The organism is Verrucomicrobiia bacterium, assembly GCA_035495615.1.
GTDB lineage: Bacteria > Omnitrophota > Omnitrophia > Omnitrophales > Aquincolibacteriaceae > DATJFP01.
Map to the genome: position 1 here is coordinate 12073 of DATJFP010000014.1, position 23442 is coordinate 35514.

General features: G+C 60.1%; 5 protein-coding genes (1 of these 5 only partly in view). 1 reads left to right on the plus strand and 4 read right to left on the minus strand.

Features of this window, described 5'->3' with window-relative positions; genetic code table 11:
* Together VL688_01395 and VL688_01400 are read right to left on the minus strand one after the other, a co-directional pair.
* Nucleotides 1-19562 carry part of the coding region annotated (locus VL688_01395) for an AarF/UbiB family protein (protein HTL46695.1) on the minus strand (this coding region is incomplete at its 3' end). 12072 nt of the annotated region lie to the left of the window's left edge, so 19562 of the 31634 annotated nt are shown.
* 247 nt (nt 19563-19809) lie between these two features.
* Nucleotides 19810-20133 carry a hypothetical protein gene (locus tag VL688_01400; protein HTL46696.1) on the minus strand — a complete coding sequence of 108 codons (324 nt, stop codon included), beginning with the start codon at nt 20131-20133 and terminating at the stop codon, nt 19810-19812.
* A gap of 155 nt (nt 20134-20288) precedes the next feature.
* On the opposite strand from VL688_01400, the gene VL688_01405 reads away from it, so the two are divergent.
* Nucleotides 20289-20498 (plus strand): hypothetical protein, encoded by a 210-nt coding sequence (locus tag VL688_01405; GenBank protein HTL46697.1) that lies wholly within the window; start codon nt 20289-20291, stop codon nt 20496-20498.
* A 124-nt stretch (nt 20499-20622) separates the two neighbouring features.
* Here VL688_01405 and VL688_01410 read toward each other — a convergent pair whose 3' ends face one another.
* Together VL688_01410 and VL688_01415 are read right to left on the minus strand one after the other, a co-directional pair.
* Nucleotides 20623-21951 carry an acetyl ornithine aminotransferase family protein gene (locus VL688_01410; GenBank protein ID HTL46698.1) on the minus strand — a complete coding sequence of 443 codons (1329 nt, stop codon included), beginning with the start codon at nt 21949-21951 and terminating at the stop codon, nt 20623-20625.
* Nucleotides 21948-23435 (minus strand): aldehyde dehydrogenase family protein, encoded by a 1488-nt coding sequence (locus VL688_01415; GenBank protein HTL46699.1) that lies wholly within the window; start codon nt 23433-23435, stop codon nt 21948-21950. The genes VL688_01410 and VL688_01415 overlap by 4 nt, the downstream gene beginning before the upstream one ends.
* Between the last annotated feature and the right edge of the window lie 7 nt (nt 23436-23442).

The window sequence follows — 23442 nt, forward strand, 5'->3', positions numbered from 1 at the left end:
TCCGACAGCGCCGTCGGCAAATACGTGCGGCGCGCTGCGGCGATCTTGCTCAAAATGCTCGACGGGCCGGTGCCGTACCAGATCTGCTGCAGCGCGCGGAAATGCCCGTTCAGGGCCTGACGGAAATTCTCGTCCTCCGCGGCTGTCCTCAATTCCCCGCGGTCCGCCCGGCGCGTATAAACATACGAAGGAACGCCGGATTTATTGGTAAAGACCGGGTTGGAGGCTTTCATGAAGTCTTTGAGGACGTTGGGCGTGAGGACCTGCGCCTGGTAGACGATCAGCTTCGCGCCGGGCTTCAACGTCTTCAGCTTGGCGATGAAGTCCGGACTGACGGCCTGTTTGTTATCTTTTAACTCGCCGGAATAACTCAAATCCGCGTAGAACACCGCGTCATAGCGGGCAAGGTCCGCGCGTTTGGCGGCCGACATGAAATTGACAGGCATCACGCGGAACCGTCCCGCCTTGGTAATTTTGCGCGTGTCGGGAAGCCGCGCGAGCTTGCGGCCCATGTTCACCAGCTTCGCGTCGGTTTCGTAACTGACGCCGGAAAGCCCCCGGCCCGCGGCAGCCACGACGGCGCGGTGATCGCCTCCTCCCAGGTCCGCGAAGAGCTGGCCGGGCTTGAGCTTGGCCGCGTCCAAAAGCGTGAGCACTTCGCCGATTTCCGTAGCCTGGAACATGCCGTCGGCCGTGTGCGTGCTGTCCGTCTGATCGAAAACTTCCGAAGAAAAACCGGGAATGAGATACCCCGCGTACAGGTTTTGGTACAAATTTTCAACGCTGTAGGCGAGGCCGGCGGCGCCCTCCGCGCCCGAAGCGCGGAGCTCGGCGCGGACCGCGGGTAATTCGTCGAGCATGTGGAGCACGGTGTTCATGTTGCGGTACTGGCGGGTGGATGTTTCCAGGGCCTCGATTTGGCCGCGCAGCGCATCGGCTTCGGGGCTGGGCCCGCGGCTCTCCAATTCTCTCAGCTGTTTCTGCTTCTGCGAAAGGTCGAGAAGATCCGCGACCGCGAATTCGATGAAGTCCCGCACCGAAGGCGGCACAAGCGCGGCTCCGCGGATATTTGCGCGGATGTTGTCGACCCCGGACGCTAAGTCGTTGGTCAGCATGAAGGGAATGTCGATGCCGAACATTTCGCCGGCCACGACGCCTAAGGCAAACACGTCCTTGCGGAAATCATTGATATAAGGATCGAATTTTTCGGCCGGCCTGACGGTGGTATAGCCCTCCGTTCCCGCATAGGCCAGTTCCGGATGGGCCGCGTTCTGCTCCCATCCTCTTTGGAAGAAAGCATCGTGCCCGCCGTTCCTCGCATCATTAAGGAAGAGAGAAAGACTGAGATCGAAGACCATGGGCGGATGGACCCGCAAGTCTTCGACGTCCCAAAGCGGGTTGTCCAGCAGCGTGTCCGGGACCCAGAGGTTATGCGGTTTGATGTCGCGGTGGATGACGTTGTGCGCGTGCATGTACTGAAGCGTCGAGGCCACTGAACGCAGGAACAGAAGCCGCTGGCGAATGCTCCAATGCGAAACAATGCCGACGGCCTCCGCGAGAGTCTTTCCCGGAGGGAATTTCTGCTCGATCACGATGAGCTTGGACTCGTCCAGGTCCCTTTCCTGCAGCGCAAACGGAAGGTCGCGCCGCAGTCCCGCGGGGTTCAAAGCCTCGGCCACGGTCTGCATGGCGCGGAAATATTCCTTGGCATTCACGTCCGGCCCGAAATTCCGGACAAAAGCGTCCATGCGCGGAAAAGCGGCGGCGTAGGTGATGCCTTTGTAATTGTGGGCATACACCGACTTGAAGCCGCCCGAGCCGAGTTTCATCCTGCCTGAAATGAGCTCTTCCCTGCCGGGGAGGCTGCCTTCCGGGATTTTGTAGCGTTCGATCGCCGCCTTGAGAATCTGTTCGCGGATACGGGGATTCTGGAAAAAGTCCGCGAGATCGCCTTTGGCTTCGTCCGAGAAAAAGTGCAGGATCTCGGAAAGATGCCAGGCGAACTGGTCGGGATATTGCTGCATGAATTCGAGCAGGCGTGAAAAACGCGGGCCGTCCGCGGTCAGGAGTTCCGGCGGCACCTCCTGCAGGGAAAGCACCCTTCTCAGATTGGCCTGAAGGCCGGCATTCACGTACGAGCGCAGAAAACCGGGCATGTTACGGCGCAGCCATCCCGCGATGCCGCGCGTCGACGGCAGGAGCCGGCGGTGGATCGCCTCGAGGTCGGCGGCGATGCCGAGAACTCGCTGCGAGTCCTCTTCCGCGCTCCGCATCTCGCCGCGGCGCGGAAGCTCGAGAAGCTGGGGACGGAATTGCGGGCGCACGGGCTCTTTAGGCGCCGGAGGAGTTTTGGGCGGTTCGATTTTCGTCTCGTACGGACGCGGGTCGAAATCCGCGGGATGGACGACCAGCGTGAAGGACACTTTTTCGCCGTCGAGGGCCTTTTTGTTCTGGTAAACGCTGAGCACCGGCTTGAGGTCCGGCCGCGCGCCGTAGAAGTCTTTGAGCTTTTTCAGGAACTCCACCGCGAACTGCGTTCCCTGGTTCGCTTCCCAGAAAATTCCGGGAAAAACCTTGTATTCTTCCGGCGCCAGGAAATCGAATTTCCCGTTCCGTCCCGTCACGATGAATTGCAGGTGCAGCCTTTCATTCGTTTCCAGGAAATAATCATGGTCCTGGTCCATGAGATTGCCGAAAATCCGGCTCGGGTCTTTCGAACGCAGAAACTCGAGAAGGTCCGAGATTTCCGAAGTCTTTTCCAGCGGCAGCGACCGGAACCGTTCCACGGGCTCAAGGCCCTTGAAAAGACGCGGCAGGTCCGTGCGGCGCTTCAGCCAGTCGCGGCCCCAAAGGTCCCAAAGAACATAAGCGCCGATGCCTGTGAGCACGGCCAGGGCGCCGAATATCAGCGCGCCATAGGCCATTTCCCAAAAGTCGGATTCGGGTTCCTGCGGGACAACGGGCGCCTTCACCGCCGCGGCCTCCGGCGCCGGAACGACGGGCTTGGCCTCCGGCTCCCGCGGACGGAATTTGAAATCCTCCGGCCTCATCTTGTCCTGCTCGTCGATATCGCCGTCGCGGTTCACGTCCTTGGGTTTGGCGGGCTGCGGCTTGAAAAGGTTTTCCAGGACTTTGAGATCCCGCTCGTCGATGGCGCCGTCGCGGTTGATGTCCTTGCCTTGATTCGTTTCCGTCCGCACGGGATTGCCTTTGTCATCGAAGAAGGTGCGGGACTTGACCGCGCCCTCTTTCTTTTCCGCCGGAGGTTCCTGGCCGATGACGCGGGACACCCACGGCGACGAAACCACCAGCGCGGCCGCGAGCGTCAGCGCCGCGAAAATCCTGGCCGGGAAACGCATCTCCGGACGCAGCGGCAGGGCTTCGGTCCGCATTTCCCCGCGCCGCGCCGTGTACTGGACGCCTTCGAAATCCGGGTTCTCGAGCGTGCCCTCGAGAAACTGCTTGTATTCCGCCTCGGTAAACTGGAGCGTGACGCTGATGTTCTTCTTGATTTCCATCAGGATGACACGGACCGTCTTGGCTTTGGGATCGCGCGAATACTGTTCGCGGATGGCGACGGCCGCCGTGTCGGAATCCGTGTCTTTTCCATGTCCCACCTCATACTCGCCCGGTTCGGTCAGCGTCATGGCTTCCAAAACCTTCAAAATTCCCGGTGTCACGGCGAAATCGGGAAGCTGGACGTTCTTGGGAATTTCCTGGGCCTGATAGAGCGGCGGCGCTTTCTGGACGGAGGATTGGAGCTCGATATCGAAGTCGTATTCGCTCGATTCGCTGGTTTCGATTTCGGTAAGCGCGGCGGCCGGAGCATTTTCGAAAAGGCGCATCAGCAGGTCCCGCCGGCTGAAGGTGCGTCCGCGGTCTTCGATGGGCTTGTCCCAATCCAGCTCGTCCAGCTGGGTCAGCCACAGGTCGGTATAATCCTCGGCCATCTGCCGCAGCTGCGCCCCGCGGAAAGCAAAGAGGTCCCAGTATTTTCCGGGCCCGTACTTGGCGCGCAGGTAACGCCGCGTGAGCACCGAGGCAAGAATCTTCTGCAGCTCGATGTGGTAGACCTCCGGATTAGCGGTCCGGGCAAGGATCGTCATCATCTGGCGTTCTTCGCGGCTCGGATCGAGAGAGTAGTGGTACGGGCTGTTGTAGCGGCCATGGGAAAGGATGTTCATGAAGCGGGCATAGACTTCCGCGCCCTCCCGGATATCCCCTTCGGTCAAGCCGGAATGCTGGCGGACGAGCATCTGCACCCTCTGGGCTTCCAGCTTGATTTTCATGTTCTTTCCCGCTTTGTCGAAGCTGGCTTTTCCCAGTTTTCCGGAAGCCTTGGCGCCGGCGGGCGGAGTTTCCGGAAGCCGCAGCCGCCGGTCGCGCGCGGGAATCTGGTCGATCTTGGCCACCATTTCGTGCACTTCATCGAGGGTTTGTTTGGCTTCGATTTTGCGCGAGAGCTCCTGGCGCCAATCCTTGTATTTTTTCCAAAGGCCGGCAAAAAAGTTCTGGATCGGCGGGAGAGGATTCAAAGCCGCGGCCATATAAAAAACGCCGGTCTTGAAAATGGCGGTCCATTTTTCCCAGCGGGTCATGTCCGTCGCCCGGGCCAGCTCATTAAGCGCGGTGTGCCCCTTCAAGGGGCTGGCGGGGAAAAGCCACAGCGCCTGGGTAAAGCCTTTGATGAACGTGCTGAACGTGTCGCTGCCTTTGCCGTCGCCGTATTTCAGGATGATGGCGCCGATGTCGTTCAAAAGGCGCGGCATGTTGAAACGGTTCGCGCGGAAGGCCGCATTCAGCTCCTTCAGGATCTTATCCTGTTCCTTCAGACGGCCCCCTTCATAAAGGAAGACCTCTTCGATTCCGCGGAGCACGCGCTTCACGTCGCGGGTCAGGATGCCTTTGACGATTTCCTTGATCGCTTTGATCTGGTCGTGGCTGGGAGACGCGCGGCGCTCGGGAACGTTCAGCCGGCCCAGCAGGCCCACGTCGATGAAGTAAAGCGTTCCCGGCCCGACCATGACGTTGGCGGCGTGCAGGTCCGCGTGGAACACGCCTTTCACGAAAGTCTGGTAAATGAAATGATTGCGCAGGAAACGCTTGAGCGATTCCAGGTCCGTATCCAGGATTTGCTGCGCCTCCCGGCGCGTCAGCCCGCTTTGCATCATCTTCGCCAGGAGCTTCCGGTCGTCCCGGTCCGGATCGAGCAGCTTCTTCAGTTCGACGCCGCGCACTTTTTCTTCCGCCATCGCGTGCCGCACGTCCACCCCGGCCGGCGTTTTCGACGTCGGCACCCGGACCTCGCGGAGCGTCTCGTGCTGGTACCAGTCGTCCGGGTAATCCTTGATGGCGTCGGCCAGGTCTTTCATGTTCACCACTTCGATGCGAAAATCCCTTTCCTGGTCGATCATGTGGCGGATGCGCTGGATGATGTTGGACGGATCGAAAAACGGATTCATCTGCCGGATGCGTCCCAGCACGGCGGAGTCTTTCAGCACGGCGTCGAGGACGGCCATGTCTTCGGCGATGGTGCGGTTGATGTCGGGCCTGAGCACTTTGAAAACCACGTCTTCCCACACGCCTTCGTCGTTCAGCAGCTGGCCCGCGTGCACCTGCTTCATGGACGCCGATCCCAGGCGCGCGCCCAGCCGGATGCGCGTCAGGTCGAAACCCGCGGCAAGGAGCGCGTCGAGGACGGCTACTTTGCTGAGAGGCTTCGCGTTGTCCTTGAGCGAACCGAGATGGGAACGCAGGCCCGCGTGCGCGACGAGCTCCTCCTGTTCCGAAAGCACCTGGCCGACCTTGACGCCGACAGGTCCGAGGCTTGCCAGGAGTGTCGTCAGGCGTTCGCCGAAAGAAAGCTTCTTCAGGTCTCTTTCCATGTCCATCATGGCCTGCATGATGGTCGCGCCGCGCCCCTCGTTGAAGCGCTCCACGGAAGCCACAAAGATGTCCCCTACCAGCGCGAGGACTTCCGGGCTCATGCCGGTGGAGGCCGGGTCGTTCTCCGCCGCCGGGAAAAAATGATTGAAGATCCCGCGCGCGAATTCCCTTTTCACCACGACATCTTCCGGACGGCGCGCATTCAGCAGCCCGTTCTCCCCGGTCAGCAGGTTGTTCAGCAGGATGCGTTTCAGGGAAGGCGGCGCGTAGCGCATGTGCTTGGGCAAAAGCTCGAAATCGATGTTCTTGGTGGAGCGTGCCTGCACGAGAGGCTCCGGCATGAGATCCGGGTTCTGTGTCAAAATCCACATGACCGCGTTTTTGCGGTCCGTGCGCGACGCGGCGGACATGAGGCTCTGCACGGCCTGGAAAGCGGCATTCGCGTTGGTCAGTTCTTCGTCGTACTCGAGCTTGTGAAATTCGGAATACAGCCGCCGGGCACGACGGAAAAGCGCGGCATCGGGAAGCGCGTGGCGCTCGAACAATTCGTCCAGCGCCGTGTCCCGCACCTCCGACGGTTCCGGAAAAGATTTTTCCAGGAATTCGAGCTCGCGCTGAAACGCGGTCTGGTCCTCCGCCGTGCGCATCTCGGACCGGACTTCCTCCGGTTCAACATTAAGCAAGACCTCCTCAGAAGCTCGGAGCTCGCGCCGGGCTTCCGTAAGCCCGGCACCGGGAATGCCCTCCTCGCCTGAAGCTCGGAGCTCGGCTTTTTGCAGGCTGCGTCCCATTTTCATCAAGGTGGCGCCGTACCGCAATTTTCGCTGCGGGTCCGCGAGCAGCGGAATGACCAGCTCGTAGAAGCTCATGATCGCCCGCACGCGGGAGGCCGTCAGCCGGATCTTTTCGTTCTGGAGGTTTTCCCATTCCAGGGGCAATTCGATCACGCTGTCGCGCAAAAACTCGTTGATCTCTTCTCCGGAGGACGCGTCGAGGATGCCGTCGATGCGTCCCTGCGTGATCTTGGTGTGGTTGTGGATCTCCGGGAAAAGCTTCCGCTCGAAGAGGTCGATGAGGCCGTCGCGGAAAAGATTCGGCTTCGGCAGGAACTGGGCGATGGTCCGGACGGCGCCGGCAGGATCGTTTTTCCCGCCGAAGTACTGCTGCTGCACCAGGTATCTCTTGAAGATTTTTCCCTTCGGCCCCAGGACATCCACGGCGCTGGAGAAAGCTTTCAGGTAGGACTGCGTTTCCGCCGTGGCCTTGGGTTCTTTATCCACTTGCGGGATCTGGAAATCCCCCATGAGTCCCATGAAGTCAGGAAAGAACTCCAGGAAATCCTCGCCCTCTTTCGTCAGTTTGAGGAAGAAAATGTCCGACTGGTTAGTGGGCCAGATTTCTTCGGGATTGAAGCTCACGAAGCCCTGGCCGAGCCCGGAAATAAAGGCGCCCAGCTGTCCGCGGTTGGCGAGAAACACGCCGTGCGCGTTCTTGCCCTGTTCTTCGTAGGATTTGACCTTCACGGGAAGGGCAAGCCCCCCATTGCCGTAAACCGACGGTTTGACGGACGCCGTCATCAAGCCCTGGAAAGCCGTAGGGGTCACGCGCGCCTGCGCCGTGTCTCTTTCTTCGAGAAGGCGGGTGATGATCAGCCCGTTGAGCAGGATGAGGAAATCCGTGCCTGCCGCGGGCAGGTCCGTTTGAAAACGCCCGAACTTCACCCGCTCGGTCCCCGGAGCCTGCCGGAGCAGGCTGTTTTGGTGGACGGCGATTGTTTGGAGCTGCGCGCGCGAAAATCCCATGAGCTGCCGGAAATAAGCCTGGTGTTTCGGCGTCTTGGGATCTTCGAAAAAGGCGATGGGAATCTGGGAATCCGGGATCGGCGTTTCATCTCGGGTTACCAGGGCGGCATCGAACTCCCCGATGGAGGGTTCCTGCTTTCCCGTTTTCCCATCCGGGACTTCGTAAGACAGGATCGCGTGCCGGCTCAAAAGCTCGATGACGGGATAAACCTCCGCGGGCGTGGGATCGGCGGCGCCGAGCATGCGCACGCGGGCATCGATGAATTGCGCCATCAGTTTGCGGTCGACCTGCGGCGCCCCGTCCTGCCGCGCGGCAAGATAGACGTTCTCGAAAAAGGCGGCGAACGAGGCCGCGTCGTCGGTGTCCTGCAGGGGTTTTTTCTCCATGTAGCCGGTCACGAGCTCGTACGCATCCGCAAAACCCACCAGGTTCGTGAAAATTCTCATCAGGTCGGCGTGCGGCGGATACGTGATCGTTTGCCGCCCCACATAAAAGGAAGTCTGGGTCCCGACCACGTACCTGAGGATTTCCTTACGGAAATATTTTTTGTAGATCGCGAGATGCTGCTGGAGGACGCGTTCGAAGTCGGCCGGATTCGCAGCCCCTTTGAGTTCATCCGCGAGAACCCTGTAAGCGGCTTCGGGCTTATCGAGAAACTGGAAGGAAAGGCGCTGCTTTTTCTCGCGGTCATCAACGCCTCCCCGGGCTTCAGGCGGCGTCAGGCCGTTCTCGCGCTCATAAAGAGGCGACCGTATCTGGCTTGCCTGCGCCGCGATCCCGGCAAACTGCAGGTATTCCAGCAGCCTGTCGGTCTTGGCGCCGTAAACCTTTTCTCCCGAGGCATACTCGCCCAATTCCCTTTTCACTTTTCTGTTTTCCTCGTCGTACTGCCCTTGGGACAAGGCCCGCGGCATATCGGGAGCAAGCGCTTCCGCGCGTTTCTTGGCTTTCTGGGCAAAAGGACGGATGGAAATGTAGACCTTGTTATGCTCTTCCTTCAGGATTTCCCGGAAAACCGTGTACCGTACGGCGTCATAGGCCTTGCGCCGGTCCGCGGGCGTCGCGAGCGGCCAGAACGCCATGTTCGTCCTGTAAAAGCCGGAGTCTTCGATTTCCTCTTTCGCGGTGCCGAGATAAATCCGGGCTTCTCCCGTCTGCCAGGTCAGCTTCTGTTCCCGGTCCAGGGTCGTTTTTCCGAAATGCGAGAAAACCGAGTACGGCACGAGCCTCAGGCTTTGGGCCGCGTCGGGCCTGCCTTGGAGCAGGTCCGCGACGGCCTCCTGAAGGGTCGCGGGCGCCTTGGCCCGGCCCTCGAACGCCTTTTCGAAATCCGCTTCCTCGACATCGAGGTAATGGGTTTCGAATTCGCGCCGAAGCGTGGCGATGGCCCGCAGCGCGCCAAGCTTGCGCGCCGTGGGAATCTGGGATTCGCGGATGCGGGCGGCGATGAGCGCCAGGTCGCGGCTGAGCTGCTTCCGTATTTTTTCGGGAGCTTTGTTCTTCAAGTCGTTACTGACAGTGCTGGTCAAGGTGGCATCCTGCCCGTCCAATTCCTTGACCAGGGCAACGTCGATGTCTTCGGCCATGTGCGCGCCGAGCTGGGAAGGCTTCAGTGAGCCGGAATAAAATGGAATTTCCTTGTCAAGCGCGCTTTCGATCGCATGCGCCGCGTCCAGGATATTGGCCGCGAAAACGCGCTGGGCCACGGCCTTACGGCCTTCGGGCGTTCCCGCGAGCTGCTTCTCGGAGGCAAGCACGGCTTTCTCATGGGCAATGCGGCTTATTTCCATGACCTGCCGGACGTGCCTGGCCCGGCCGAGAGCCGCTTCCAGGTCCGCGGCCGTTTTCAATTTATGGGCAAAGGCCGAGATGCCGGCCGGCCCTCCGAAATTCGAATAGGCCTTGGCGTCAAGCTCGTGGAGCGGATTGTCCCAGCTCGTCGTGCTCGGCCGCGGGCTGTTGAAATAGAGGTCCATGTTGGAAATGCGCAGCTTGGGATGCGGATGCGTGGAAAGCGTGTGCATGGCCGTGCTCTCCGGCGTGATGCGGGCCAAAAAGGACAAGAGCGGCTTGAGCATGCGCGGCGAATAGCCCTGAAAATCGCTGGGAGTTCCCCCCGGCTGCCGCCGCGGATCATCGCGCGCGTCGCGGAGGATGCGCACCGCTCCTTTGTCCGCATGCCATTCCGCCTCGCGTTTCAGGGCAAGCAGCGCCTGGATCTGCGTTTTGTTCTCCTCCTTGTTTTTTTCCCATTCCGAATAATTCAGGCCTTCGAAGGAGCTGTGCTGCAGCACGTGCGTCAGTTCGTGCGCGAAAATCGCCGCGATCATCTCTTCGGAAAATTGCGCGTCCACGCCTTCCTGCTGGGTGTAGCGCGCCAGTTCACGGATCAGGCCGGCGTGAATGTAAACGTCGTCGTGCTCAGCAAAGACAAAGGCATTGATTTCCGGCGAATCCACGATAAACAGCTTGCCGCGGTAAGCCGGAACGCCTTCGACTTCCGCCACTTTGTTGTAGCCGTACACCACGCGGTCGAAAATCTTGAAGATCCGCTCGACCTCGGGCATCTTCGATGTCCTCGGGAGGAAGCCGTACTCCATGCGCATGCGCTCGTGATACGTGTCGATGTAATCGTTCAGGTCCGCGCGGATTTCCTGGATCGTCTTTTTCGAGCTCTGGGAAGCGGCATTCAGGAAATCGTTGTCGTCGGCGTACACCGCGGGTGTCCGGTCGAAATTGAGTCCGCTGAGCTCGTAAGGTTCGCGGACGTGCAGCGAGACCTCGAGGCTGATGCTTTTTTTACCGCCGGCCAGCGGTGTGGATTTGGCCTGCCCTCCAAGCTGATGGAGCGGAAATCCTTTCCGGAACTCCAGGGCAAAGGCCTTGAGCTTGTCGACAAGCTGGGCGTCGTCCGCGGCGGTGAACGACAGGACGGCCTTGGCGGGCTGGCCGGGCTGGGCCGCGACGGCATTAAATTCGAGCCCCTGCGCCGCGGCCGTTTGCTGCGCAAAACCCTTGATCTGCGCGACGGCCTCACGGGTCCGCGCCTCTTCAGCCTGCTGTCGTTCCCGCTGGAAATCGGTCAATTCCGCCGCCGGCTGCGCGCGCAGTTCAGAGCGCTCCTCCTGCGGCGTGGCCGTGGCCGGTCCTTCGTCGCCATGTTCCTCGATGAAAGTTTTTTCCGCGGCATCGAACGCTTCACGGCGCTCGTTGATAAGCCGGCCCATCCGCTGCTGGAGCGCCTCGAGCGCATCGAATTTTCCGCGCAGCCAGGCTTCCCAGCCGGCTTCGCTGCGGTCCGCGGGCGCGTCGAACTTCGCGATGACGGGCGCCGCCGCGAGAATGGCCTCGGCCTCGCCGGCCCTGTCGCCGAAAACCATGGCCAGCCGGTCGCGCACCGTATCGCCGGTCAGTTCCACGGTCACGTCTGCCCGCGCGTAAAAAGGATAAAAGTGGACCACATTGAAAAGCTTCGCCAGCTCGTGCAGTTGAGAATACGCGAGCTCGATTTTTTCGCGCAGGTTCTCGAAGCCCGGCGCCACGACGACGGCGCCGTTCAGCCAGGCCTGGTGGATCGGCGGGACAGTGGAAAGATCGAGAGTCCCGTCATCGGGATACTGGTATTGAGAAGAGGTTTCGTGGTTGCCGGTCAGGTCCACGGCATAAAAGGCCGCGCCCGCGAGAGGATGTCCCGCGGGATAAGACGCCGGTCTGTCCGCGGGATCGGCCAGGAGAAGCCCGTCCATGTCGATGGCCACCGGATTTCCGTCCGGCGTGACGAGAAAGGCGTCGGGCTTGCCATCGCTCAGAAGCGTGGCCTTGCGGCCGTCCTGGGCCAGCGCGCGCTTTTTCAACGCCTCCAGAATCCTGCCGTAAATTTCGTGCTTCTGCGACAATGAAAAAGCGCGGAAATCTTTTCCGAAATTGAGTCCTGAAGGATTCTTCACCAGAAGCAGGCGGCGTTCCTGACTCGCCTCTTCCGGTAAGGGAAGGCGGACAATACCGTGCCACAGGTACTGCGGGAAAATGCCGAGCGCGCCGTCGGCGTTGACCGCGGCAAGCGCTTCCGCGCTCCGCGTCACGGTGCGCGGCAGGCCCGCCGCCGACATCTTCATCGCGTACGACGTGCTTCCGTCCGCGGATTTTCCGACAAAAACCGTGAGAAGATGCCCGGCCTCCACGACCGGTTCCATGCGGATTGTCTGCCCGTCGATGCGGAGGTCAAAGGCTTCGCGGTCCGCAAGCTTCGAAGCAATGTCTTCCGGCAAGTCCGCGAGAACGCCTCCCGTCTCGCCGCGCAGGAGCGCCTGGCCATCCGCCACTTCGACCTCACGCGTGCCGGGTTCGGCACGCAATTCCGTGCGGCCGGCGGGGCGCGATTCCGGATTTATGACGACAGCCCCGGGCTCGACCATCGGAAGGATCCAATCCACGGCCTGGGATTTATCGAGCAGCGCCTGCACCTCTTCGCGCGTGAGCGTCTCGCCGTTGAGCAGCCGGATATAAAGAGCATCGGACTCGGCTTTGGCGTCCGGGGGATAAAATCCGCGCTTGAGATAAAAAATCGCGTTTTGAACCGGGTCCCCGACTTTGGTGTTGCGGATCTGGGAGGCGGCGGGCAGCACGAATTGCCTCGGCTGAAATTCCCGGAACAGAACGGCAAGTGAATTGATGAACAGGTTGACCGACAGGCCTTTTGCGCGGAATTGCGGCAGGACATCGAAGGCAAGGGTCACCTCGTCGCCGCGGCGGCCGTAGATCATATAACCCACCGCGTCGTCCAGCGGCGGCGTGGCCGAACTCTGCTTGGCCCTGTGAATGAGAAAGCCCAGCGCTCCGGTCGAAACTTCCGGCACCATCGTGACCAGGTCCAGGCCCTCCCGGGGCAAGTCGAGATAGGCCGATCGTCCCTGCGCCGCGTAACGGCTCAGGTTTTCCAGGTGCTTGAAATCAAAGTTGCCCGCCATTCCCGGCGCACTATGGATGGACTTCCGGAGCGCGCTGATTTCTTCGTCCACCGGTCCCACCCGCGGCGCGGGATACAATTCCGCGTCCTTGCGCGAGCGCAGAATCACGCGCCGGATGCGGTCGCGGTAATAGTCGGCATTCAGCTCCCGCAGTTCGGATTTTCCGCGACGCAAGGCCAGCACCGGAGGATTGATTTCTTCCTCCTGCCCGCGCAGCTCCGGATGGGCCAGGAGATCAAGGGCTTTGTTGAGGTACCGGTTGACGTCATCGTAATAAGGTTCTCCCGGCCGGATGACTGTCGGTAAATGTTTCTGGGCTTTCTCCAGCAAGGCCCGGGCTTCGTCAACCGGGACGGCCATCGACGTGGCTGCCAGAGCCTCGGCGACCATGAAACTCAGGACGTAGAGAGTCAACGGAAAGGCGTGATATCCCAAAGGTTCCATCAGCGCATGAAGCATGCTCCAGTGCTCTATGGCGACGGGGAAAATGTAATCGACGGCCTTTTGTTTCAGGTCCGGCTCGGCGGTGAATGTCAGCACCTGGACGAGATACTCCCAATAATTCGGGTTTTGCTGCCACACGGGATCGTCGAACAGGGCATCGCCGGCGAGATCTTTGGCCTTCCACCAGGAGCCTCTCGGACGCGCCGCCTTTTTCCAGGCCACGTAGAGATGCCTGTCCTCCACCGCGCTGAAAGCCGCTCCCTGCGTGAGAATCCCCTGCTTTTCCAGACGGCCTAGCTCGTCGTATTTTTTTTGCGCGACGATGACGGGCAGGATATGCAGCGAGAAAATGCCGTCGGGACGCAGAAGCGACGCGCCTTTGCGGAACGTGTCATTGTCGAAAATCATGCCCTGGACATAAAACATGTCCAGCCCGCCCTTGGTTTCACCCAGAAGGTCCGGCGTAAACACGTTGGCATCGGCTCCATAAAGCACGACCTGCGCCTCGCCTTCCGCCAGAGGGACCCGGAAATCAAATCGCGGGATTTTTTCCCGGCGTCCGTCCGGGAAAGCAACCGTCTCGTAAGTCCGCGCAGCCGTGACGTCCTTTCCGTAAAGCTTCAGGGTGAGCGTTTCCTGATCTGCATAATACACATCGGTGCCTACGAGTTTGGCGGGGTTAAAGATTTCCAGCATCCTCTGGATGTCGGCCCCGATGCCGGGATAATAAATTTCGCGGATGGGCCGGGCGCCTTTTTCGCGCAGCATGCCGCGGAACATCTCGATGTCCCACGGTTCCGCCGCGCGCAATTCCGCGCGGCCGGCGCGGAGCTCGCTCTTGACGGCCAAGACTTCGTCTTTCAAGCCTTTCCAGTCGAGCCTGTCCAGCACGGCCAGGTTTTTCATCATCTCGTCCATGCCGGCTTCCGCGCGATCGTCCGGCATGTTCATCGTGAGCGCGTACAAGAAATACTGCAGGATTTTGAGCCGGAAGACATCGGAAAGAAGATCCATCTCTTCCGCCGTGAGCGGAAACGATCCTTCCGCTTGATAGGCCTTGAGAAACTCGCCGATCTTGGCGAGGTCCAGGCTGGACCCGTCCGCCTGAAAGCGGATCATGAATGCATTGGCAAGATCGGAGAGCCGCGCGTCTTCGTGCGCGTATTCGAAATCCATGAGCTTCAGGCCGGCAGGTGTGTAAAACGCATTGTCCTGGTGGTAGTCGCCGTGAACGATGGCTTTGGGAAGTTTCGCGGCGCGCTCCGGCGTGAACGCCTGGCGCAGCCGTTCGATCTGATTTTTGAGGATGGGAAATTCGGAAAGGTAACGGGCCTGCGCGTACGTGAGCGGCGGACCGCGCGACTGCAGTTCGCTCTGGAGCTCTTCGAGTTTCCGGAGCTTGGCTTCCAGGTTAACGATGGAAATCATCGGTGGCTCTTCTTCTTCCGTGTACGCGCGGCCGGCCGGCGCGAACGTCCGCGAGGCCGCGTGAAATTTGGCAAGTGTTTTCGCCGCGATCGCAAGATCCTCGCCTTCGACCTGTCCCCAGGAATAGCGCTTCCCTTCCACGAATTCATAGAGCACGTACGTGCCGTCCGGCGTTGCGGTGGCGGCTTTACCCTCGCGGTTCTTGATGATCCCGGCCGCGGCGACGCCGGCAGCCTTGGTCTGTTCGATCAGCGAATCTTCCCGATCCACGAGATCGGGCGAGTTGCGGTAAAGAGGCTTCTTGAGGATAAATTTTTTCTCGCCCTGCGTGACCCGGAAAACGTTGGGATGGCCCGGATCAAAAGCTTCGATCGTGGCGCCGGCCAAATTGTATGCGGCCAAGGCCTCCTCGGCCGACCGGAGTTCTGCTTTGGACTGTGATTGGCCGGACGGCGCCGCCGGAGTTTCAGGCCCCAGGATTTCATCCAGCACCGGCGTCAGCCTGCGCAGGGATTCCTGCTCGATCCTCATTCCCAAGAGCAGGTGCTTGGGCTGTTTTCCCCAGCGGCTCTGTACGAAAGCCGGCACCCAGAAGGGCAAGGTGCCCTTTGCCGCCGCGATCTCGGCCTCGGCCCGCGCATCGTTGTAGCCTTCCACTTCGGCATTGACCCGCTGCATGAAAGCCAGCTCCGATTCTCGTGAAAAAGCAAATCCGGCATTCAGGCCGAGCCCGACGTGCAATTCTCCCTTGAGCTGGTCGCGGGTGTAGCGGGTCACTTGAAGCTTAAGCGCGGCTTCAATCTGGTCCGCAAATGCGGCACGATTGCGGATGAAACGCGAAATCATCGTCTTGGTGATTTCCGGCTCGCCCACGACGGCCTGGTCCAGGATGTCGGTCACGTAAAACCGGCTGAGCGGGATCTTCTCGGCGAGAAAGGCCTGCGCGAAATAGCCGAGCGCGTACCGGATTTTCTGCGGGCTCATTTGCTGGTCGAGCATGTATTTGTACAGCGGCAGACTCAGCGCCTTCTCAGCAACTTCCGGCGTCACATTTTTGTTGCTGCTCGTCACCGCGTACCCGTGGATCTGATTCCGGACGAGTGCGAACTGCACGGTCATGGCCAGGCCTTCCTTGACGATGACTTCTCCCAGGTCGCTTTTCAATTCCGATTCCCCTTTTTCCTCGCTGATCTTCCGGTACTCGCTTTCGAGGCTCAATTTCTCGCCGGCAAGCGTGGAATCAAGCGTCACTGTCCGCCGCACGCGGCGGGCTTTGTCGATCTCTCCAAGGCGCGTCCGGATTTCGGCGAGCCGCTGGGCTTTTTTACGGTCTTCGGAATCGTGCAGGAAGGTAAAAATCGCGTGGTCGATTTCGTGGACCAGGAAGCTGGCCAGATTCACGTAATTGTGCTGCAGCGCGGTGCGCACCGTGTACGGGTTCATGAACTTGATGACGTCGAAATTCGTTTTGTCATCGACCGTCATGTAGTTGTAGCGGCCGATGATGTCCCGGCCCTGGATGCTGTCGACGGAAAACATGGGGATTCGTTTTTGCGCCTTCCCCTTGGTGATGACGAGCACGGGAATCTGAATGCCCGGCGGCAGGTTTCCAAGGCTCGACTTGACGTCGGGATGCCGGTTCTCCATATCGATCGTCGCGGCCGCATCCGCCGGGTTCGCCCATTCGATCTGGATGTGGACTTTGTCTTTGCCCCACACAAGCCCCGCGTAATAATGGTCAAGCCAGCCTCCGAACGTCTGCCGGGCTCCCTCGCCGTCGAACAAAAACGCTTTTTGCTGGAACATCGCGTTTAAAATTTCCTGGGGATGAGCCTGTCCCTTTTTGGCTTTCGCGAAAGCGGCCTCGATCTCGCCGCCCTTGGTTTCCCGCTCGAAGAAAGCGTCGATCACGCGGTTCGCGTCGGCTAAGGGATCCACGCCCCTGTCTTTCGCGGCCCGGTTGACGATGAAGGCGGCTTCCGCTTCCACCATGCTGTCGCGGCTCGCCTTGAAGTCTTCCAGAAAAGGCGTCCCCGTCAGGCGCAGCGCTTCGGCATTGCCCAGCAGCAGCGCGGTCGCGATCACGTTCCGCATTTCCGCGCGCAGCGGCGCGAGCACGGGGTCATCGGAAAATTGCGGCCCGTCGTAAGGCGTCAGGTCGAAGACCGCGCTGATGGTCTCCGCGGAAATATGGCCGGTGCCGTCCAGCAGCCCTTTTTGTTTCAACACTTCCCGGGTCTGCGATTCCGCCGGAGGATTGTAATAAAGCGACAGCCAGAGGCCGTAGAAAAGCTCGCGGTACACGCCGGGATCGGAAACGGCAAGCTGCTGAAGCACCGGCTTGAGCTTCTCGACCTCGGGATATTTCCGCTCGTCCACGAACCGCAGCTCGCTTTGGGCTTCGCCTCCGGCCTGAGCCACCGAGCCGTCCGCCGTTTTGACGTCCTGGGCCGCGCTGGTTTCCGGCGGCCGGTTTTCCGGAAAAACCTGCTGCGCGATTTGGCGCAGCTCGGCGGCCTTGGCAAGCGCCTGGCGTCCCGCGGCCTCGGCCTGTTCGATGGCGGTGAAAAGCTGCTGGGCTTTTTCCGCGGGCACGGCCACCTGGCCCGCGCCCGGTTCTTCCGCCGGGGCCGGAATGATTTGCGCGGACGCGTTGCCCGAGGCCCGGGAAAGCCCGATCAAAGCGGCCTGCTCGGCCTGGTCCGTCGTGAGCTCCGGATTCTGCCGGAGCACCGTGCCCACGGCGCGGTCCGCCATTTGAGTCACGAGATTGTTGGACGGGAGAGTTTCGCGGAGCTCCGCATTGGCGGCCGCGCCGCTCGTGGCCGCTTCGTAATCGTTCATCACGCCTGCAAGCACGGGCGCGGTGCGCAGTCCTGCCTCCTGCACCTGCGGGGAAAAAGCTCCGGCCTCGACCCGCTGCCTCAAATTCGCCAGCACGCGCTGGGAAAGCTCGGACCTTCCGACGTATTCCAGCGGAAGCCGTCCCACCGCCGACGGCAGGGACTGCATGGCAAGCCTCGCGGCCTCCGGATCCCGGATCCAGCGCACGACGGGCATGCCGCGGTCCAGGTGCACCGGCGGATTCATGGCCGCGGGTCCGGCCTTGCCTTCGAGGAGCGGCGCGATCGCGGCCGCGGAAATTTCCTTGCGGCGGACCAGCGCTTCCAGCTTTTGTTTGAATCCCGCGAATTGTTCCTGGAAATTTTTCCACATCTCGTCTACGGCACCGTCGCGCGCGCCCGCGATCTCCTCTTCGAGGGACCGGACGAGTTCCTCCGGCGTGGCGGCGCTCCGCGTTTTCTCGTACTTGTCGTGGTAGACCTTGAAAACAAGATCCACGTAGCGCGTGTAGTCGGCGGCCTGGTCCAGGCGGCCTTCCTGCGCGAGCTGCCGCAGGATTTCGTCGCGCCACATTTTCAATCCGGATTTAAATTCCGGCTGCGGCATTTCCTGGGCGAGGCGCGCGGCCGCGGCCTTGCAGAACGCATCGTAATAAGTCGTCTCGAGTCCGGCCTTGAACGACAACTCCCCGCGCATGAGCTGCGGGTACAGCTCGTGGCCTTCGAGCGAATCCATCGCGGGAATGATCACCGCGTACGAATAGCCCGCTTTCTTCAGCGCCTCCTGGAAACCGCGGGAGTGAAAGCCTCCGGCCACGACGATCGCGGAGGAAGCCTTTTCCCTTACAAGCAGCTCCTGGAGTTTTTCCTGGAATGCGGCGTCGCGCTTGGTCACCGTCTCGTAAAAATAAAGCGCGCCCAGCGCCTTGGGCTTCAGATCGCCGAACACGTCCCACGAAGTCTTGAAATCATTCCGGAACCGGTCCCATTCCTCGCGCGTCAGCTCCATCGCGATGAAGGCCCGCAGCAGACGGAGCTGCCGGTAGTCGCGCGCCAGGTTCTTCTGTTCCTCGCTGCCGGAAAGCGCGTCCGTCGTTTCCGCCAGCGCCGCTTCCAGCTCTTCGAAAAGGCGCGTTCCGCGGATCATGGACAACGTTTCCGTGTGCCCCAAAAGCTGTTTCATGGCCGGCGTGAGGCGCGGCTTGATGCCGGCCTTTTCCCCCGCCGCGAGAAGCGCCTTCAAGAACTCCCCTTCGCCGAGCGCGCCGGTCAGGAATGCCTGTTGTTCTTCGTTGAAGCGCTTCTGGGATTCGGGATCGAGCCGGAGCAGGTAGTTTTGCTTCAACCCTTCGGCCATTTTTTTCAGCGAGGCCTGCACGGCCTCGTGATCGATCTGGGCATCCCCCGAGACGGACGACAAAAGCGAGGCGATTTCGGAATATTTCGCGGTCATGGCTTCGCGCGCGCCCGGGCGTCCGTTCCAGACGCTCCCCAGCGCCTTGACCAGCTCGAGCAGATTCGATTTTTCCTCGTGGAATTTTTCCACCTGCTCGTGCCAGGCATTGAGCTCAGGCGTATAAATTTTGGCGCGCTCGGCATCGAGCGCGGCCTTTCTTTCGTCCAGCTGCCTGGCGAGCGCGGGCCGGTTCGCATCGGCATCGAGATAAGCCAGGTAATTTTCTTCGTAGAGCTTCCAGTCTTCGATGCCGTGGTAAAGCGCAGGGCCTCCGAAGATGGCGGCCATTTCCGCGCCCTTGAGCTCGCCTTTTTTCAGGTATTCGTCCATGACTTTTTTCTTGATGAATTCCTTGGGAAAGGCGCGAAAGAGCAGCGGGTCGAGCACGCCGCGCGCGCCTTCGAGCGCGACCAGCCGGATGCCGTGCTTGGTCCCGAAAAACTGGATGAGCTGCTGAATGCGATCCTGCGCGCTTGCAATCGCGTGCGCGTCCTGGATGAAAATAACCTGCGGCCTTCCGGGACCCGCGTCGTAGCGCGCGTCGACCAGGCCGAGAGATTCGGGAAGCGTGAAAGAGTTGATGCCAAGCGGAGAAACCGGAGCGGCCGCGGCGGCCGGGGATTCGGGCGCGGGAAGCGCGGCCTTGGCGCCGGACAATTCGCCCGAAATAAAAAGGAGCGCGGTGGTCCAGGCCGTAAGGCGCAGTAGAAAGGTGCGGGGTTTAAAGAAAATCACACGGCTCCTTTCGTGATGATGCGGCCATCCCCCCTGATCGCCGCATTATGTTTATAGAAGAACGCAAAACTAAATACTTTAAAAACCTTATATAAAAAGTTTATCATCTAGCCAAGCAGAAAGCTTGGCAGGAAGTGAAAATTTTTGATTTTTTTGATCAATTATGATCAATAAAGATATTTATTGATCGTTTTCAAGAGGAAAAAGAGGGAGCTGCGAGAAAAAAGGAGTGCGGAATTTTGAGGTTTTAGAACAGGGTTTCGGGCTTTACCGGCAAGCCTTCTTGTCCGCCCGGGATGAATGCCGCGCCGAGATCCCAGATGCCGCTGCCTGTGCGGGCAATGGCCTGGAAAGTTCCGTCGACAAAGCCCGCGGCATGGCGGACAAACGGTTTCCCCGCCTGCTCGTGATATTCCTGGATGGTGATGGGGATTTCCAGGAAGCCCGTCAGGATATTTTTGACCCCGCGGATGAGCGTGTGTTTCATGTTCTCGGTATACGTGCCTGCATAGGCGGAAGCGGATGCTCCAAGCAGCAGAACGGCCAATAAAAATGCGGTTTTTTTCTTCATAAGAGCCCCCTCCTTTTCGCGGGTTTCTTAAGTATCGGACGAAACGGAAATTTACAAAAGAATGTTTAAGTTTTAATTCGGAACGCCGTTTCTCTTACAACGTCGTCTCCAAAAACAAGCTCGTTTCATCGTTCTGAAAGATTCAGCAAACGCGCATGGAACAAGATTTACCTTTAAAACCTCTTTATAGCTGCTCGAGCTGCCAATGGTCGGGCAATGAGTCCAGCTTCATCACGAAGATCCTCTCCATCATGTACCGTCCGAAGCACGACAACATCCAGGCCTTCAAGCAGATCAAGTGTCCGAAGTGTCACAATCTCGTGACCATCATTTTCGAGACGCTCGACGGCTCCATCGCCAAGTAAATTCTCTGCGATTAAATTCCGCGGTTTTGCGGCACACGCTTCCATGCTTTCAACGGGCATTGTGCACTCATGCCTAGGGGGACAGGTCTAAAGACCCGTCCCCGTCCATGCATCCGTGAGGCAATTAAAGGCGGGAAAACACGCCCTCTAAAATCTCGAGGGCCACGTCCACGTCTTTCTTGGACGCGATGAGCGGCGGGGAAAAACGGATGGAGGTCTCGCCGCAAGGAAGCAGCAGGAGTCCCTTTTCGAACGCGCCCTGCACGATGCGGTCGCGCAGCGCGGGCGCCGGCTCTTTGGTCGCTCGGTTTTTGACGATTTCGATGGCGCACATAAGCCCAAGTCCCCGCGCGTCGCCGATCGAGAGAAAGCGGCGGCTTAAACTTTCCAGGCCCGCCAGCAAATACTTCCCCACGACTTCGGAGTTTTTCAGGAGCTTGGTTTCCAAAAGATCGATCGTTTCCAGCGCGGCCACGCAGGCCAGCGGATTCCCGCCGAACGTGTTCGCATGCGCGCCCGGTTCCCAATCCATGACTTCGCCGCGTGCGATGATGGCGCCGAGCGGCATGCCGGAGGCAATGCCCTTGGCCACGGTGATGATATCCGGCTCCACGTTCCAATGTTCGATCGCGAACATCTTGCCCGTGCGCCCCATGCCTGACTGCACTTCGTCGGCGATGAGGAGAATCCCGTATTTGCGCGTGAGCTCGCGCAGCTTGGGATGGAAGGTCGGCGGCGGGACCACATACCCCCCCTCGCCCTGCACGGGTTCCACGATGATGGCCGCGACTTCGCTCGGCGGAATCGTTTTCTTGAACAGCACTTCCTCGATGTAACGCACGCATTCTTCCCCGTATTTCAGCGGATCCTGATGTTTGCAGTTCCGGTAAAAATACGGGTATTCCACATGCGTGACGCCGGGCACGAGCGGCCCGAACTTCTGCTTCTGAATGATCTTGCTGCCGGTCAGGGAAAGCGCGCCCATGGTGCGGCCGTGAAAAGCGCCGAAAAAGGCAATCATCTTTTCCCTTCCGGTCTTATAGCGCGCCAGCTTGAACGCGGCCTCAACCGATTCCGTGCCGGAATTGGTGAAAAAGACTTTTTTGACGCCTTTGCCCGGCGTGAGCGCCCCGAGTTTTTCCGCGAGCTTGACCTGCGCCTCGTAATAAAAATCCGTGCCCGACATGTGGATGAGCCGCGCCGCCTGTTTTTGCAGCGCCTTCACGACGCGAGGATGGCAATGGCCCGTGGACGTCACCGCGATGCCCGCCGTGAAATCCAGGAAGCGGTTACCGTCCGTATCGGTAATCCACATGCCTCTCCCCTTGTCCGCGACAAGAGGATACGAACGGGTATACGAGGGCGACACGACCGCCGCGTCGCGCTTCAGAAGTTTGCGGGCGTTGGGTCCCGGCAGGGACGTTTTGATTTTAGGCTTCGTGAACTTGCTCATGATGGCTCGGTATCGATCTGGGCTTTCTGTAGCTTGCCTGAATAGTCAATGTAAACGCTTTTCCATTCACTAAAAATGTCCAATCCGTGCTCGCCGGCTTCGCGGTGGCCGTTGCCCGTGTCTTTGACGCCGCCGAACGGCATGTGCACTTCCGCGCCGATCGTGGGGCCGTTGATGTAGGTGATCCCGGCTTCAATGTCTCGGATCGCCTTCATGGCCGCGTTGACATCGCGCGTGTAAATCGAGGACGAAAGGCCGTAGGCCGTGTCGTTGATCTGCTTCAGCGCGTCTTCCAGGTCGCTCACCGGCATGATGCAGACCACAGGCCCGAAAATTTCTTCTTTCATGATGCGCATGGAAGGCTTCACTCCGGTAAAAACCGTGGGCTGGAAAAAATAGCCGTGCGAAAGGCCCGGGCCTTTGGCCGGACCGCCGCCGCATTCGATCTTCGCGCCTTCGCGCTCGCCGAGTTTCACGTAATCGGTCACGCGCTCGAGCTGGTCCGCGTTGACGAGCGGCCCCACCTGCACCCGGGGATCCATCCCGTCGCCCAGTCGCATCCTGCGGGCGCCGGCCACCATCTTGCGTTTGAACGACTCGTAGACTTTTTTCTGCACGTAGATGCGGCTGGTCGCGGTACAGCGCTGGCCCGCGGTCCCGAAAGCGCCCCACAAGGCGCCTTCCAGCGCGAGGTCCACGTCCGCATCGTCCATGACGATCTGCGCGTTCTTGCCGCCCAGCTCCAGCGAACAGCGCTTCAGCGTGCGGCCGCATTCGGCCGCGATCTTGCGCCCGGTTTCACTCGAGCCGGTAAAAGAAATCAAGCGCACGTCCGGATGCCGCACGAGCGCGGCTCCGGTTTCCGGGCCTCCGAGCACCACATTCAGGACGCCGTCCGGAAGCCCGGCCTCGGTAAGAATTTCGGCGAAACGGATCGCTGTTGCGGGCGTGTCTTCCGCGGGTTTCAGCACCACGGTATTGCCGCAGAGGAGCGCGGGAAAAGATTTCCAGGAAGGAATGGCGACGGGGAAATTCCACGGCGTGATGAGGCCGCACACGCCGAGAGGCTGGCGCACGCTCATCACGAATTTATTTTTCAATTCGCTGGTGGTCGTCTTGCCGAAAAGGCGGCGGCCTTCGCCGGCCATGTAGAAAGCCATGTCGACAGCTTCCTGCACATCACCCTCGGCTTCTTTCAGGACCTTGCCCATTTCGCGCGTCATGAGCCGAGCCAGGCTCTTTTTCTCTTTTTCGAAAAGCAGTCCCGCGCGGAACAGGATGTCGCCGCGCTTGGGCGGCGGCACAAGGTGCCAGGATTCATAAGCCGCGGCCGCCGCGCGCACCGCGGCGTCCACGTCGCGGGCGTCGGAATCCGGAAAAGAGGCCAGAACCTGGCGCGTGTCCGCGGGGTTGGTGTCTTTGAGCAGGCGGCCGCTCTTCGAGGCCTTCTTTTTCCCGCCGATAAAATTTTTGAGTTGAGCCACGGTCAGT

Excerpts from the sequence above, each read along its gene's own strand:
- VL688_01410 (HTL46698.1), bottom strand. The coding sequence starts at position 21,951 with ATGAGCAAGTTCACGAAGCCTAAAATCAAAACGTCCCTGCCGGGACCC.
- VL688_01400 (HTL46696.1), bottom strand. The coding sequence starts at position 20,133 with ATGAAGAAAAAAACCGCATTTTTATTGGCCGTTCTGCTGCTTGGAGCA.
- VL688_01405 (HTL46697.1), top strand. The coding sequence starts at position 20,289 with ATGGAACAAGATTTACCTTTAAAACCTCTTTATAGCTGCTCGAGCTGC.